Source organism: Pedobacter sp. G11 (genome assembly GCF_003860265.1).
Classification (GTDB): Bacteria; Bacteroidota; Bacteroidia; order Sphingobacteriales; family Sphingobacteriaceae; genus Pedobacter; species Pedobacter agri.
In genome coordinates this window covers 2,555,313-2,570,292 of the sequence record NZ_CP034190.1, presented here as the reverse complement: position 1 = coordinate 2,570,292, position 14,980 = coordinate 2,555,313, and the positions used below count along the sequence as shown (strand labels likewise).

General features: G+C 36.3%; 11 protein-coding genes. 4 read left to right on the top strand and 7 right to left on the bottom strand.

Annotated elements, in window-relative coordinates:
* Positions 1-2: 2 nt before the first annotated feature.
* Entirely contained in the window at positions 3-1,373 is a 1,371-nt protein-coding gene (locus EA772_RS11145) for a hypothetical protein (RefSeq protein WP_124913240.1), read from the bottom strand.
* Positions 1,374-1,498: 125 nt separating this feature from the next.
* Here EA772_RS11145 and EA772_RS11140 point away from each other — a divergent pair, with 125 nt between their 5' ends.
* Entirely contained in the window at positions 1,499-2,482 is a 984-nt protein-coding gene (locus EA772_RS11140; protein WP_168187524.1) for a glycoside hydrolase family 5 protein, read from the top strand.
* An 87-nt stretch (positions 2,483-2,569) separates the two neighbouring features.
* Here the strand turns inward: EA772_RS11140 and gap are convergent, their stop codons facing one another.
* From gap to EA772_RS11115, 5 genes are all read right to left on the bottom strand, one after another.
* Complete coding sequence (gene gap, locus EA772_RS11135; RefSeq protein WP_124913236.1) at positions 2,570-3,577, bottom strand: type I glyceraldehyde-3-phosphate dehydrogenase; 1,008 nt, start codon at positions 3,575-3,577, stop codon at positions 2,570-2,572.
* An 86-nt stretch (positions 3,578-3,663) separates the two neighbouring features.
* The gene (locus tag EA772_RS11130; protein WP_124913234.1) at positions 3,664-4,740 is read right to left on the bottom strand and encodes an MraY family glycosyltransferase; all 1,077 of its coding nucleotides are present in this window, start codon (positions 4,738-4,740) and stop codon (positions 3,664-3,666) included.
* A gap of 407 nt (positions 4,741-5,147) precedes the next feature.
* Positions 5,148-5,888, bottom strand: a complete 741-nt coding sequence (locus EA772_RS11125) for a glycosyltransferase family 2 protein (protein ID WP_124913232.1) — start codon at positions 5,886-5,888, stop codon at positions 5,148-5,150.
* Between the two features lie 680 nt (positions 5,889-6,568).
* The gene (locus tag EA772_RS11120) at positions 6,569-6,979 is read right to left on the bottom strand and encodes a hypothetical protein (protein ID WP_124913230.1); all 411 of its coding nucleotides are present in this window, start codon (positions 6,977-6,979) and stop codon (positions 6,569-6,571) included.
* Between the two features lie 1,674 nt (positions 6,980-8,653).
* On the bottom strand, positions 8,654-8,848 hold the full coding sequence (locus EA772_RS11115; RefSeq protein WP_256369981.1) for a transposase: 195 nt from the start codon (positions 8,846-8,848) through the stop codon (positions 8,654-8,656).
* Positions 8,849-8,915: 67 nt separating this feature from the next.
* On the opposite strand from EA772_RS11115, the gene EA772_RS22465 reads away from it, so the two are divergent.
* Positions 8,916-9,083 (top strand): ATP-binding protein, encoded by a 168-nt coding sequence (locus tag EA772_RS22465; protein WP_371683170.1) that lies wholly within the window; start codon positions 8,916-8,918, stop codon positions 9,081-9,083.
* Positions 9,084-10,419: 1,336 nt separating this feature from the next.
* Here EA772_RS22465 and EA772_RS11105 read toward each other — a convergent pair.
* Positions 10,420-10,851 (bottom strand): hypothetical protein, encoded by a 432-nt coding sequence (locus tag EA772_RS11105; protein ID WP_124913226.1) that lies wholly within the window; start codon positions 10,849-10,851, stop codon positions 10,420-10,422.
* 855 nt (positions 10,852-11,706) lie between these two features.
* Between EA772_RS11105 and EA772_RS11100 the strand changes: the two genes are divergently transcribed.
* On the top strand, positions 11,707-12,525 hold the full coding sequence (locus EA772_RS11100) for a polysaccharide biosynthesis/export family protein (RefSeq protein ID WP_124913224.1): 819 nt from the start codon (positions 11,707-11,709) through the stop codon (positions 12,523-12,525).
* Between the two features lie 3 nt (positions 12,526-12,528).
* Positions 12,529-14,928 (top strand): GumC family protein, encoded by a 2,400-nt coding sequence (locus EA772_RS11095; RefSeq protein ID WP_124913222.1) that lies wholly within the window; start codon positions 12,529-12,531, stop codon positions 14,926-14,928.
* The last annotated feature ends 52 nt before the right edge of the window (positions 14,929-14,980 follow it).

Genomic DNA, 14,980 nt, shown 5'->3' with positions numbered 1-14,980 from the left:
GGTTACGCGATTTCGGATTTAAATTTAAGGGTGTAGGAAACATGTTGTTGCCCTTGGTCATAGGTGAGCTTCCCCCCCATCTTTTCAGTGATCAACCTGGCCACATAAAAACCTGGGCCAAGGCCGCGTTTGAGACTTTGAACGGTAGGTGTTTTGGATTTCAGAGTGTCTTTGTGTAATGGAAAATTCACGTCTTTTGGCGCACAACTCAACACAAGCTCTGTCTTCAGGTTGTTCTTTACTACCTCAGCATAGATCGCATTTTTATTGTCTGAATGTTTCAACGCGTTGGCAAAGAGATTATAGAGGACTTGATCGAAATATATCCTGTCGAGTGGAATGAGTTCTTTTCCACCAGAACTGATCCATTGAAAAGCAATATTTTTCTGGTCAAATTCCGACTTCATCAAATTGACCATTGTTTGGATGCACTGATAAATATCAATCCAGGTCAAATCAATCTGGATATCACTTGCAAGCGTATTTTGCTGATCTGGAAATATTTCTGTGAGTTGCTGAAGACTTGCAATATTTGCATTAATCCCCTCCACGCATTCACTCGCCTGGTCCCCCTTGGTAATTCGTTCTCCGTCTATTCTGCCAGATAGGTCTTTGAGCGAAATCACGAACTGTTGAATATCCGATCGGACCAGTGCTAAAAAGCTATCTTGTTGAATAACCAGTTCCCCTAGTTTAGCATTAGAATGTTCAATCTGGTTATTTTTGTCCATTAATTCTAAATGAAGGGCATACAACTGGGTTGTCGTATTTTGGATCTTCAATCCATTCAGCGTGTTCTTCATGATAATGCCGTATCGGGCCAGCGGAATAAAGCAAGAGAAAAATCCGATCATAATAAATAATCCGGCACCTTGAGACAAATAGGTCTCCAAGGTCACTTGATTTATAGCGTGATATCCTATTGACAACATAATCAGCGTAGACAGTAGCTGAGCAAATGAGTTTACGGCTGGCCAGAAGACGGCCAGATTGAATAGCATAAATAAACTGGAATAGACTAGAAAAAACACAGAGGCGACCTCGAAGCTCACAACATTGCAAACCAGCGCTGCATTTGCAGAAATCAAAAAGAAAGTGGCGTGCAGCGAAACATTAATCGATCTGCCTGTTCTTCTCGAAAGATCATATACCACATAAATTAATAATATCGTAATGATTTTTAGAAGAAAGAGTTCCTGAAAAATAGAATTAGCGTATATAAAGTCCAATATACCCAGTAATGGATATAAAAACATCACTGTCCAAACAATAATGTTAGCATAATACAAAGAGTTTTTCTTAATTTGTTTATTATACTCGACATCATCGACGACAATAGCTTGCGGCATGCCGTAATTAGGGCGAAATTTCATAGGAAACGGGACAACTTTATAAATCTAAGACAAATAGCACATTGAAGCAAGGATTATTTTTATTTTCATTGACATTATTTTGTTTTTATGATTTATCCGCTCAGCAGGACCTTGCCTCCTCGCGTTTGAAAACCATTGGATCCGGTATCAATGTATCCTGGCTAGAACAAACCTGGAATTCGGGAGGGCTATATCATAAAAAACTCAAGCAGGAAGATTTTAATCTTCTTGCTTCTGCCGGAATTCGTACAATAAGACTGCCCGTTGCGTTTGAGAGATTTTATTTATCTGGAAACGATGAAGAAAAAAACGCAATAATTTCCAACATTGACAATGTGTTAAAGCTATGCCAGCGTTTCGCTTTTAAGCTTATCCTAGTTAATCATTCCGGGAGGCTTCAGAACCAAAGCTTAAATGAAGATGAAGAAAGACTTAAAATGCTTTGGGCAATGCTTGAAAAGAGATATCGTCATGTATCCTCCTCGCTATTGTACTTTGAACTCTTTAACGAACCCACATTAGAGGATGCAAAATGGTTACCTATCGCCGCTAGTGTAACTAAGCTAATCCATCAATCATCTCCGAAACGTACCTTGATCATTGGCGCTTCAAACTACAATAGCATTTACGAACTAAGCAGAATCTCCCCCTTATTGGATAAAAACATCATTTATACCTTTCATTTTTACGAGCCGTTTATTTTCACCCATCAAGGGGCTACATGGATCGGAAAACAGGTAACAACGACTGGAATTCCATTTCCCTATGCTGCAGATAAAATGCCCAAACTAAACACTGAAGCTAAAGGGACGGCCGGTGAAAAAAATTATTTAAATTATGTAAATGAGGGCAAAAAAGGGGCGATTCACGATAAGCTGATGATTATTAAAAATTGGTCGAAAAAAAACCGCGTTCCAGTACTTTGCAGCGAATATGGAGTATACCGCAAGCATGCACCATTCATTAGCGTATGTAACTACTTATCAATAGTAAAAAACGAATTGCAATCACTTGCCATTCCGGGAATTATATGGGACTACGACGATAATTTTTCCATTTTAGCTGGCGAGCCTAAGAACAAAAAGCTACTTCCATGCCTATTCCCTTAAAGGCTTGTACGAGTATAAATAAAGCGTTTAAAAATCATCTATGGAGAACCAAAGCGTAAAGAAATAAAAATCAAGCTCTTATACATCTTAATCAATGTTCACATCAGCATTCAATGAGCTGATTTTTTTTATCACATCGATTAGCCGGTTGCTGTATCCATACTCATTATCATACCAACCTACCACTTTTACCATATCGCCAACGATGGATGTTAGTAATGAATCAAAAGTGCAAGAGTGCGGATTATCAATGATATCAACTGAAACTATCGGATCTTCTGTATATTCAAGAATGCCCTTTAGTTCGTTTTCAGCAGCCAGTTTAAACGCAGCATTGATTTCTTCAATGGTGGTTTTCTTTTTCAAAAGACAGGTAAAATCGGTAAGGGAGCCATTCAACACTGGTACCCTAATTCCTGCTCCGCCTAAACGTCCTTCCAACTCCGGAAAGATATGGGTAATGGCTTTCGCCGCACCTGTGGTGGTAGGAATAATGGATGATGAAGCTGCTCTTGCCCTTCTTAAGTCTTTATGGTTAGCATCATGCAAATTCTGATCGCCAGTCATGGAATGTATGGTGGTGATATAACCTTCCTCTACCCCCCAGTTATCGTTCAAAATTTTGATCATCGGAGCGATGTTATTGGTGGTACAACTTGCATTTGAAAGTATCTTAAACGACAAATCAATTTTATCGTCATTCACCCCCAAAACGATCATCGGTATTTCGTCTGCTGCTGGTGCAGAAATTAATACCTGCCGGGCACCAGCTTCAATGTGTTTTTCCGCAGCTTCCATTGTTAAATTTCTGCCGGTGCAATCAACAACAAGATCAACTCTCAAAGCAGACCAGGGAAGCTCTTGCGCTTCTTTTATCGAAAAAACAGGAATTGATTGTTTCTCAATCACGATGGCATCGGGTTTGGCGCAAACCTGTTTTGGATAAACGCCGTGAATACTATCATATTTAAATAAGTGTGCCATTGTTTTAGCATCGGCTAAATCATTAATAGCCACAACATCAAAGCCTTCGGCCAAAGCCAAACGCAAAAATGTTCTCCCTATCCTACCGAAACCATTAATTGCCAGCCTCATTCATTTCTATAATTAAGGCGTAAAATTACTTTTTATTTTGATATTAAAGCAGAAGACCTGTAATGCAGTAATTTGTTTACAGAAAATTAACGTTTCAATCTGGATAAACGCCAAGTCAATAGCGAATTGAACACAATACAAATGGAGATGAGCAGCGCAATGAGCAGGAAATTACCCATATGCTGAAGCATAACCGTAGCCAAAATGATCAAGATATTGAGTACTGAGGTAATCGCAACAATTTGGTTTGGTTTTAAGCCCAAACGTTCCAGACGATGGTGAATATGATCACGATCCCCAAGAAACGGAGATTTTCTGTTCAATATACGAACGGTGAAAACCCTTAAAGAATCAAATATCGGTACAATCAATATCGACACTGCAATAGCAGGCGCTGAGTAAAAGGTTGGCTGATTATCACCGGTAAACTTGTTGATCTCAATAAATTTTATAGCCAAGGCAGCGGTGGTAAGACCGATGATCAAAGCCCCGGTATCTCCCATGAAGATCTTAGCGGGAAACCAGTTATGTTTTAAGAAACCCGCTATTGCTCCGGCAAGCGAAAAGCCAATAAATGCATAAGGTATCTGATCTGCCATCGCAAAGGCGATCCCGAAACAAAGACTGGCCAGTATTCCTATACTGGCTGCCAAACCATCGATTCCATCAATCAGGTTAAAGGCGTTATTGAGAAAAATGATGAGTACAATAGAGAAGATACCGCCCCACAGCAGATTCATATCGTTAATGTTGAGTACGCCGTACAAGCTGCTCAAGCGGAAACCACCAAAGAAAACCAGTATTGTGGCGACCATTAACTGAAGTATAAATTTTGTGCTGGTATTGGTGCCATATACATCATCTTTTAAACCCAGTGCGGAAAGTATGATACAAGAAACGGTTAAGAAATTCGCTTCATTGAAATTAATCATCGCAGAAAACAGCAAAATGCTTATGGTAAAGCTAGCTACTATTGCCAAACCACCTAAACGCGAAATACTTAAATCGTGATTTTTCCGGTGCAAGTCATTGCGATCGTACAAATTGTATTTACGTGAAGTGAATATAATTGAAGGAATAGTTAATAGCACCATAAAAAACGCCAATATGGCGATAAGGCCATAAAATAGGCCAGGATGTGCGCTGATCAAATCTGTAAACAAAACGGGAACGGTTTGAAACAAATATAAGGATTGATGTTGGTTTTGTGTTTATGATTTGATAATTACCTTGATATAGATCAAAGATAGGCAGTATTATACTAGTTAATTACTATCCTAATGCTATTTTGCAGATGATTTTGTCAAAATTCACGTGTATTTTTTTAATTTGAAATGGATCTTTTACCTTCGTGCGACCAAAAGTATCGAACAAAGTTTTCTGAGCGCATTGATACAAAAAGTCAATATCAAAACATTGACAAATGCCGGTTCGACAGTTCTTTCAAAATAGCAAGTAACCAACTTGTTATGCCGAAATCTATACCACATCGGTAAAATAGCAGAACTTTACACCAACGTAAAGGCTTAGCTGGTGCTTAGATAAAATCATGAGGTAACAGGAAAGAATCTTAAAATTGATTTAATTTACTTAATTTTTTCCTTAATAAAACTAGCAATGCTTTTGGGATCTTATTCCGTTTTAATGCCTTGTAATCGAATTTCATTGCTTTCCAAAGACTTAAAATATTCCGATTACTAAGTCCACCCAAACGCATATTAACCATTAAAAAAGGCAAATAAACCGCTTTCAGGTTGAAGGTATGAAAATATCGTAGTATCAAATCATAATCTGCCGCAGTGCCCATATTCAAGGCATAATTACCATAAGATTGAAATAGTTCTCTTTTTATATATAGGGTTGGGTGAGCAGGCATCCATCCTTTTTCGACATCAATTCTATTTGCCTGGTATGATCTCCACTGCCGAACCACTTTCATATTTGCTGGGTTGATATAATTAAGATCTCCGTGAACAGCCTCTACTCCTGGGTAAATAGTAAAAGCATTAGCAATTTCAGAAATCACTTCATTATTTATCAACATGTCATCTGCATTAAGTAGCCCTACCACATCGCCCGAAGCCAGTTTTATACCTTTGTTAATGGCATCGTAAAGCCCTTCATCTTTCTCGGATTTGAAATGAGTAATGTATTGTAGATACCTTTCTATTATCTCTAATGTACGATCAGTTGAACCGCCATCGATTACGATATATTCGATATCGGGATAGGATTGATTAATAATTGATTCGATACAATATTTGATGTATTGCTCTGCATTATAAACTACAGTAATGATGGAGATCTTCATTTTTAATTAACGATTGCCTCTTCCTGATTTGCAAAAAAGATATACCAGCAGTAAAGATAAATAATAACGGGATATAATGAACAAAGTCACAGTTGGTTGTCACTACTGTATAATAACTAATGAAACAACTGCTGGTGATGGCGGTATAGTACATGTAGCCTAAATTATAAACATTTCAAATGATTCCTCTATTTTCGAAAAATCTGGTTGAGGTTCTAAATTAAATCCTCCGTCATTTGAACCATCCTGATTCCATTCAACGGGCCGTCACTACCTGCAGTATAGGGTTATGTCAGAGTTGAGACTGCATAATAAATGCGGTATTGATATGAAAACCATCGACACCGTATGTCTAGAAAAAAAGGATTATCATTATCGTGTTGGTTAAATTTACCGTTTTCATGGAACGTACTGTTAATAATTTATTGATGCAGGAAGTTTTTCTAAATGCACATATTTCACTTATTCAAAACACGTATTCAAGAATATAAAAATTCTAAAAAAACTATCAGCGTGATGAATATTCCTGAATGAGCATTTCACCGCTAATCTAGTGAGAGACTTCGACCGCTGAAATGGAATGGATGCTAATCAATCAGACAAATAAATACCCATTTCCGCAAAAATTTAACCTTCTTAAAGCTTATTCTCATTTATAGTGGAAATTATGAACTAAACTTCTAAAGAGTTTTTCTTTTTCGAATCAGAATTAAACCAAAAGCAGCAGCGGAGGTGGTAAGTACCCAAGAAAAGTTATCAAGGTTGCAATCTATGATTGTGAATGATGAATAATAGTTACCTGTATAAATAGCGCCATCTCTTGGCCCCAAAATATCTGCAACACATACAAGAACACCTGCAGCTGCAACAGCAGTACCATTACAAACTTGACAGCTTCCATTTGGCGCAGGCGCCCAACATCTTCCATTCGCATCTGTAAACGCAGATGTAGTAAAAGCAGGTCCTGAAAGTATAGAAATAGAAGCCCTACTAGTGTACATCCTATTTGCAACTAAACAACCCTCAATAGCATTCACAGATATCGATAAAGTAAGCATCCCAACCATCAAAAGTGATTTAAAAAGATTCATTTAATTAGGTATTGATATATTGCGAAATTACATCATGCCTAAAGTTTAATCTATATTCACTTTATTCATTACTTCTTCAGGGAATAAAACAATTACAACTATAGTGCTATAATTGATTGTTTCCCCTTTATAAGAAAAACCGAAATACCATCTGCTATAGTTATTAGAAATACAATATAATAGTCAAGAGGTACATTAGTCACTGAAGACCCAGCTTTCACATACTTAACAATTGGATAATTAGCATTTCCATCAATAATACAATTTCCCATATCTGCATTGTAAAAGGATTCAGTCCTTGGGTTGATGATTCCAGAAATGTAGCCATTGCTATCATTATAATTTATATCGTAAAACTTTGGATCACTAGTTTAATTAGGCAAAGGGGTATTTGGGCCATATGGATATCTATCGCCTTTATAATTCTAGTATATCTTATTATTTTTTAAAAACCCATACTGAGCACTTGGATCACTAGCCATTAAGTTTTTGGTAAAAATTATAAGAGCATCAATAAGAGGATAGTTTGTATGGAAAAAATACAATTTTTTTTGTGTTGTTGATAATACTAATCTATAATGTTCATAAATTATAGAACTTAGCGATATTAGTTATGTTATTAATGATTTTTGCATGACAACTTATGTGTGTTGATAGAAATGCAGTTAGGCTATTCAAATGACAATGAAAACCAAACCAATGATTAACCAGATTATAAGACACATTATATAAAATTAACTAGCTATTTATCAGAATTAAGCGACTTTTAGGTTAAAAACAAACATTTAAGAATTATCATGAATAAAATGAACAACGATTTTAAAAAATTATGTCTACCGTTAATTTCTACATTTAAAATTGCCAGATATTTTCGATTTGTGACTACCAATAGTTCACAAATAGACAACTAATTCAATGAATTTATTTAAAGTTGAGAGGACTAGGTTCGGCCAGAATTCCCACAACACCCGCGGACCAAATTGTTGCTAACACCTACTTAAGGATTAACCGTTTAAAGAGTATACTCGAAAAATCTATGCAATTGGTAACAAAAAGACGGAACTCGCTATAAAGAGTCTAATTCGTAGTTTTGAAAGTTCTTAGATAAAATCTAAGTTTTCACTATTTTAGAGAAACTACCTGTGACTGCATTATCCCAACAATTTCCTTTCCGGTTCATAATTTGAATTATTGGTAATCACATCAACAGTTTCCAAAACTCCAAACAAGCATACTGAACTCCCTGATCAGAGTGGAATATTTGTATATCTTCAATCCTCCTGTTTGCTTTTGCCACCTGAAATGACTTAACCGTTATGTTTTTGGCTTCCATATTATTCCTGCCTTTCTCATTATCCTGGCAACTCTTGGCCTGGAAGCTTAAATAACTTTTTCAGCAAGCATAGCTGCAATTCTCGAATTACCATAAATTTTCTTGCTTTCTTGGTGAATCTTATTGATTTTTTCAAGTAGCAAGGTACTATCAACTAGACGTTTTCCCTTAGCATTTTAAGCAATAATAGAACCCGCCGTTATTTACCTGAAATACCCTACACATCATTTCAACTGAAAATATTAGTCGATGTTCCTTTATGAATCCGAATATCTCCAGTCTCCCTAAAAAAAAGATGCCGATAGCCTTTTTTTAGGATGTCGCTTTCCATTTGAGCATCTTTAAGCACTTTTTGCAGCTCTAATCAGCTTCTGATTCTTGGTCAATTCAGTCGTTCCTTGAACGGCCTCTGATTGCCGTTGTCTCCATTTACTTAAAAGAGTTTGGCTGATACCTAACTCATCAGCTACTTCTTTTAGAGATTCCTTGGTATGAGAAAGCTCTACGGCCATCTTTCTGAAGGATCCATCAAACACCCCTTTGCTCTTATAATTAAATTTAAAAGTTTCTTTCTAATCTGATGAATAATCCCTCTAGTCAAATATAGCAACACCACAAGCAGTAAATCTTTTTAAATTTGTAAATCAACTTTTTGAAAGCACTTCATTTATTATCACCACCAACAAAATGCCTGCTGACTGGGCTAAAATACCGGATAAAGAAGTGCTGGCCACAGTTCTACTAAACGGCTTTTATTTCGGTGCGAGGTAATTAGTCTTGCGGGGAAATCTTAAAGAATGGAAAATAGGAAAACAATACTTGCAAGTTAGAACCAGAAGATTAACTTTATACTCTTGTTCCCGTTTTCTGCGCGCTCTTAATTGACAATTCTTGTGCAGTACTGTTTCCCGATTACATCCATATAAAGAAGAATCCTAACTTGCGACGAATATTCAATCAACTAATTCTTCTAAGCGACTGATTGCGTAGTATGAAAAAACCGAAGCATGAGAATAAAAAAGAACCGGGAATTAAAAAATCATCAATAGGTAAAGGCATGGTGGAAGCGGAACAGTATGCAGGTTTGTTATAAGAATAGTTAGCCAACACTCCATTACCGCTAATAGATCCTCCTAAGCTGGATGATATTATACAAGGACTACTGGTGTCAGCAAATTCATATTGGGCGGGGCCTGTAGGACTAGCGTCGAAATAATTGATTTGTCCACATTTATAACCGTAATACGTTGGTGGTTTGGATCCGTCATAGTTATTATAATTAATAGGCACATTGTTGCCTGGGCTCTTATAATAGCTTATTGGAGTGCCAGGGCCATAAGGATATGCAATACCAAGATATTCAGTATAAATATTATTACTTATACGACACCCAGTACCAGATGTTTGAGCAATAGAGCGAACGGAAGTAAGCATTATTGCTAGAAAAAAAATAGACTTCATAAAGGGACAACGACAAATCAAAACAGTAGTATTTCTACTACAGAAATGCAAAATTCGTAATCTTTTGTTATATATTTATGAACAGACCTTGGAAGCTGGAATAGAAATTACAAAACATAGACAATTTGATTGGTATAAACATTATGAAAATTTATACTAATTTATAAGTTTAATGTTCCTAGGGGGCTTGTAGTAGATTATACTCAAGATTTGGAGGAAAAAAATCTATTATTGTTCGCCATACGAGCATTGTAAAACATTTGACATATATCATATTAAATTTCAAGATAACTTTAAATTTATCTTGTTATCCTTATTCTAATTTATCAAAATCCTTTCACCTAGCTATATAAAACGATTAATGAGCTAGTTAAGAATACTGTACTATTCAGAAAAAATCGAAGGAAATTAATTAAGGCTTAATATCGAACAAAAATGGATTAAACAAAATTCCATCTTGCAGTAACGCAACTAACATATAACTATTAATTAATTAGCATTGAATAATACATGATTGGGAAATCTGATTACTGACTGTTATTGAAAAATGGCTAAATGTGAATTTCGATAATGAAGAGATTTAAATTATTATATTAAGATAACCTTGCGATGACAGATATTATTCAAATAAGTTGCAGTTACCAAATTATTTAACGGTTGAAACCTTCCGTCTAATAAAATAAATACCTACAATGGCAAATAAAATATTTCCATAAATGATGTTGTGGTCAATAGGACACGGTATCATTCTGAAAGTCCCAGATGAACCAGGCTGCGTAGCCAATAGAGTGTTATCGCCCTCTGATACCTGACATCTTCCGGTATTAGCGCCGGATGTGATAAGCCAACCTGGGCAAACTCTGCAATTACTGGTTGAAGTAGTGGGTACCCAATTGCAATATCCAGGGAGTAAGCTTACTCGTCCGGTATTATTAGCATAGACATTATTCGCCCCATATGGTCCGTAGGTATGGGTAGCATTGTCCCATGAGGTATAACAGCCGGTTGCTGTTGTTTGCGCCAGTAAATTGAATTGCGATTTAAAGATAATCAAAAAAAATAAGATCAGTTTTTTCATATGGACAACGGGACGATGACGTCACAAATTTATGGAATCAACATTAGAAAAGACAAATAAATCTACCTAATCATACACTAATTGATTCTTCTTTACTTATAAGTGAGTATATACTAAAAAATTACTAGATGTGATATGTTCAATTAGCGACTGTTTTTGAACATAATGAAAAGGAGTTGCGTCTCAGTAAAAAGACATCCGATAGCCGCTATTATTGAACCAAATAATGTTAAATAATCGTAAATCGGCTATTTTACATATGTATGGGTATAACCATCTTGACATACTGTATTATTGTCCAGGACAGGGTACTATGTCATCTGTATCTACAGTACTATGTGGGTCAGAGAAAGGTGATCCTGAATCAGCCGACAAGTGACGGTAAAATTAAATAAAAATAGCTAATTATCAATAATTGCATTAGAATCCGAAACGCTTGAAGACGGACAGATTCTTGATGTTACAAGGGAAGTGAGATAGACGCATACTTCAATAGAATTAGAATAGCTACCATAATACATTGTATTTCCAAACCTGCAACCTTCGAAAGAATCTGCTTCTACAATCCAGAAAACTGATAACTACGCTTCCAATCCAAAATGGGGTAATTCTAATAATCTTGAAGCCAAATAATAACTGGCTCTTCCATTTAGAGAATTTTCCAGAATTAACTTATCCACTTGATTATAAAACGAACAAAAAAATATATCTAGAATAAGTTTGATAAAAAAAATAAGCACCCACTTTTAAGGATGATATTTTTACCAATATAGATTATTGTATTTGATTTTTTTTAAGCACAATTAAACAGTATTTTTGCAATAGAAGTGATCTAACATCATTATTTTCTTAAACATGATTCGAACAAAATTCCCGTTAAACTTCGTTTTATTAATTGCAATAACTTTTTTATTTAGCTGTGCGGCTCGCAAGCGACATGCGTTATTTAACGCACCTAGCGATATCGTCACAGATACAATCAAACAGGTCTATGTGGTAAATGACCAAGGGCTCAGTGATATTTATTACAAAATCAAAGTAAACGACCAGCTGACTGTCCGGAACGTGCAAAATCCTGAGTTTGGTGCAACAGGAAGTACGGGCGCAACAGGTGGTAACAGCATTTCTGGTAGCCAAACCGGCTCAAGTCAAAATGTACTTTCCTACCCTGTGGAACCTGATGGCATGGTGAATCTCCCTGCAATAGGAAAGGTTCAGGTTGTAGGTTTAACGAGAAGGGAGGCTGCAGTAAAAATTCAGGAAATTTATAAAACAAAGTTATTGAAAGACCCAATTATCGAACTTACAGTAGTGAATTTGAAAGTAACTTTGCTAGGTGAATTTGGCAAACAAGGCAATTTTTTGCTAGAGAAGGAAAATACTGACCTAATTGAGATCATCGGGGAAGCTGGGGGAATTACTAAAGTAGCAGATCCTAAAAGCCTGAAAATTATCAGAGGCGACAGAAGCCATCCGGAGATTATCTATGTAAACCTGAATGATATCAACAGCTTAGCGAGTAAAAAACTGATTTTGCAAAATCATGACGTCATTGTGCTTCAGCAAACCAAGGGCCAAGCATTAAGTGATCGTCTGCAAAGTTTTAATAACATTGTACAACCACTGCTGGTAATTATAAATCTGGCCACCTTAATTTTCGCTTTAACTCGCTAGCCAATGGATAAGGAACAGAATTTGGAGGCGAAAGCCGTAAGTCAGCAAATTGACTTTTATAAAATATTTCGTGTATTCTGGAGTAGGTGGTATTGGATTGCTGGTTGTGTTGCCATTGCCTTAGCAATTGCGAAAGTGAGAGTATTATACACAACACCAGTATATCAAACTTCGGCTTCATTAAAGATCCAAGATACTAACCCTGGTGTTAGCACAAATAATCAAATGCCTACCCAGGTTTACAACTATACTGATAAAATTCAAGCAGAAAGCTTTGTAATCAAAAGTAATGACGTAGTATTGAATGCAATTGCCAACCTAGACTACAAAATCTCCTACTATATAAAAGGCAGAATCAGAACGACTGAATTGTATCCTAATATTCCGTTTCAGATTGAAATTATTAAACAGGATTCACTTAACTTCAGCAGAGGTTTATATATTGTAGAGTCTATAGATAAAAAAACATTTAAGATAGGCGATCCAAATAATGGAAAGGCGAAGCTCACAACCCATCGCTATGGAGAACTGTTAAATCTTGGCAATATGCAGTTTCGTATAAAATCTGAGATTCCCGAGGGTGACTACAGATTTAAGTTCAATACGAAGGAAGATTTTGTCGGTAGAGCGATGGGCTTATATATTGCGGAGGCGGCACGGTTTACAAATGTAATGAGCTTAAGCTTAACAGACGGTAATCCAGTATTTGCTGCTGATATGCTTAATGCGATAATGAAAGAATATGTCCGATATGATTTGATTCAGAAGCAACGCTCGGCAAAACAGACAGTTGAATTTATAGATAATCAGTTAGGGTTTATAAACACAGAGGCTGGTAAATCAGGTAGTAATTTAGCTAACTATAAAACTCAAAACAAAATCATAGATCTCGGATCAGCAACAACAATGACGGTCAGTAAACTGTCTGAATACGAAAAACAAAAAGAGGACCTCAAAATCAAACAACTTGGAATTAAGCAGCTAGAAGATCAGGTCAATAACAATAGGTCGAAAGTCGAAATCGGACTAGATTTAGAAGGAGATTTAAATACCGTCTTGGGTTCCCTAGTAACCCAGTTAAATATTCTGCTATCAAACCGCGACACCAAATTGAATCAATTCACAGCAGACTCGCAACCAGTAAGGCAGATCGAACAGCAGATCGCTAATACAAAATTAAGCATTAGAAACAATATAAGGTTGATGCGTGAAAACAATGATCAAACAATAAGATATATAGACCAACAAATTTCTGGAGTCAATCTAAGGATGAGTACTATTCCTTTGAAGGAGCAAAACTTTGTTAAACTGAGCACCAATTTTGAAGTGAATAACAGGGTTCGTTCATATTTGTCAGAGAAAAAATTAGAAGCTGAAATGAATGCAGCAGCTACTGTAGCAGGTGCAGCGATAGTCAACCTAGCCTTTCCTAACTATAATTCTATCGCAGCAGACTCAAACAAGGTTTACACATTTGCGATTTTATTTGGCATTGGTGCGGGAATGGGATTGATTTTATTAGTACGTTTCTTGAATCCATACATCTACGATAAGGAAACTGTTGAGGGATTAACCCATACACCAATAATAGGTGTTATTCGCAAATTCCCAGATTTTATTGATCAGGATAATCGTCAGGCATTATCCATTGCAAAACCAAAGTCTGTGTTTGCTGAATCAGTACGTTCAGTAAGGACTAATCTAAGCTTTCTTGCCAGCCATAAGCAAAGTAAGATTATTTGCATTACTTCTGAAATATCAGGAGAAGGAAAATCTTTTGTAACAATTAATCTCGCAGGCACTTTAGCGTTAATTGAAAAAAAAGTAATTTTGATTGCCGCCGATTTACGTAGATCAAGGCTACATAAAGTTTTCGATGTAGATAATAAAAAAGGTTTAAGTTCAGTTCTTTCAGGTCAACATCAGGTTGAGGATGTTTTAGTTCATGATGACGTACATCATATTGACTTTATTCCTTCAGGTCCAGTTCCTCCAAATCCTTCTGAATTATTACATACTGTAGCCATGCAGGATCTTTTGAGAAAACTGGAAAGGGATTATGATTATGTATTAGTCGATACCGCTCCTGTAGGATTGGTATCAGATGCTATACCTCTAATCCGCCAGTCTGATGTCAATCTTTTTGTGATCCGATCAGGGGTATCGCAACAAAGGGCCGCAGCTATTCCTGAAAGATTATCAAGAGAGTATGGACTAACGAATCTTGCCATTATCCTGAATGCCTTCGGTGATGATGCCTTGTACTCGAACTACTATACTACAGATTATTCACGCGGTGGAGGAAATAGCACCTACTATTATTCTGACTATTCTGGATACTCTGGTTCAGGCTATTATGATGACGAAAACAGGAAATGGTGGATGTTCTGGAAAAAGAAATAGGATCCTTGTTGACCCTTTGTCCATAACATTAGCCCACTGTTAATTTAGTCAT

What these genes read in the sequence shown, in the direction of transcription:
- gap (WP_124913236.1), bottom strand. Translation starts at nt 3,577, where the DNA reads ATGAGGCTGGCAATTAATGGTTTCGGTAGGATAGGGAGAACATTTTTG.
- EA772_RS11105 (WP_124913226.1), bottom strand. Translation starts at nt 10,851, where the DNA reads ATGAAAAAACTGATCTTATTTTTTTTGATTATCTTTAAATCGCAATTC.
- EA772_RS11120 (WP_124913230.1), bottom strand. Translation starts at nt 6,979, where the DNA reads ATGAATCTTTTTAAATCACTTTTGATGGTTGGGATGCTTACTTTATCG.
- EA772_RS11145 (WP_124913240.1), bottom strand. Translation starts at nt 1,373, where the DNA reads ATGAAATTTCGCCCTAATTACGGCATGCCGCAAGCTATTGTCGTCGAT.
- EA772_RS11125 (WP_124913232.1), bottom strand. Translation starts at nt 5,888, where the DNA reads ATGAAGATCTCCATCATTACTGTAGTTTATAATGCAGAGCAATACATC.
- EA772_RS11095 (WP_124913222.1), top strand. Translation starts at nt 12,529, where the DNA reads ATGGATAAGGAACAGAATTTGGAGGCGAAAGCCGTAAGTCAGCAAATT.
- EA772_RS11100 (WP_124913224.1), top strand. Translation starts at nt 11,707, where the DNA reads ATGATTCGAACAAAATTCCCGTTAAACTTCGTTTTATTAATTGCAATA.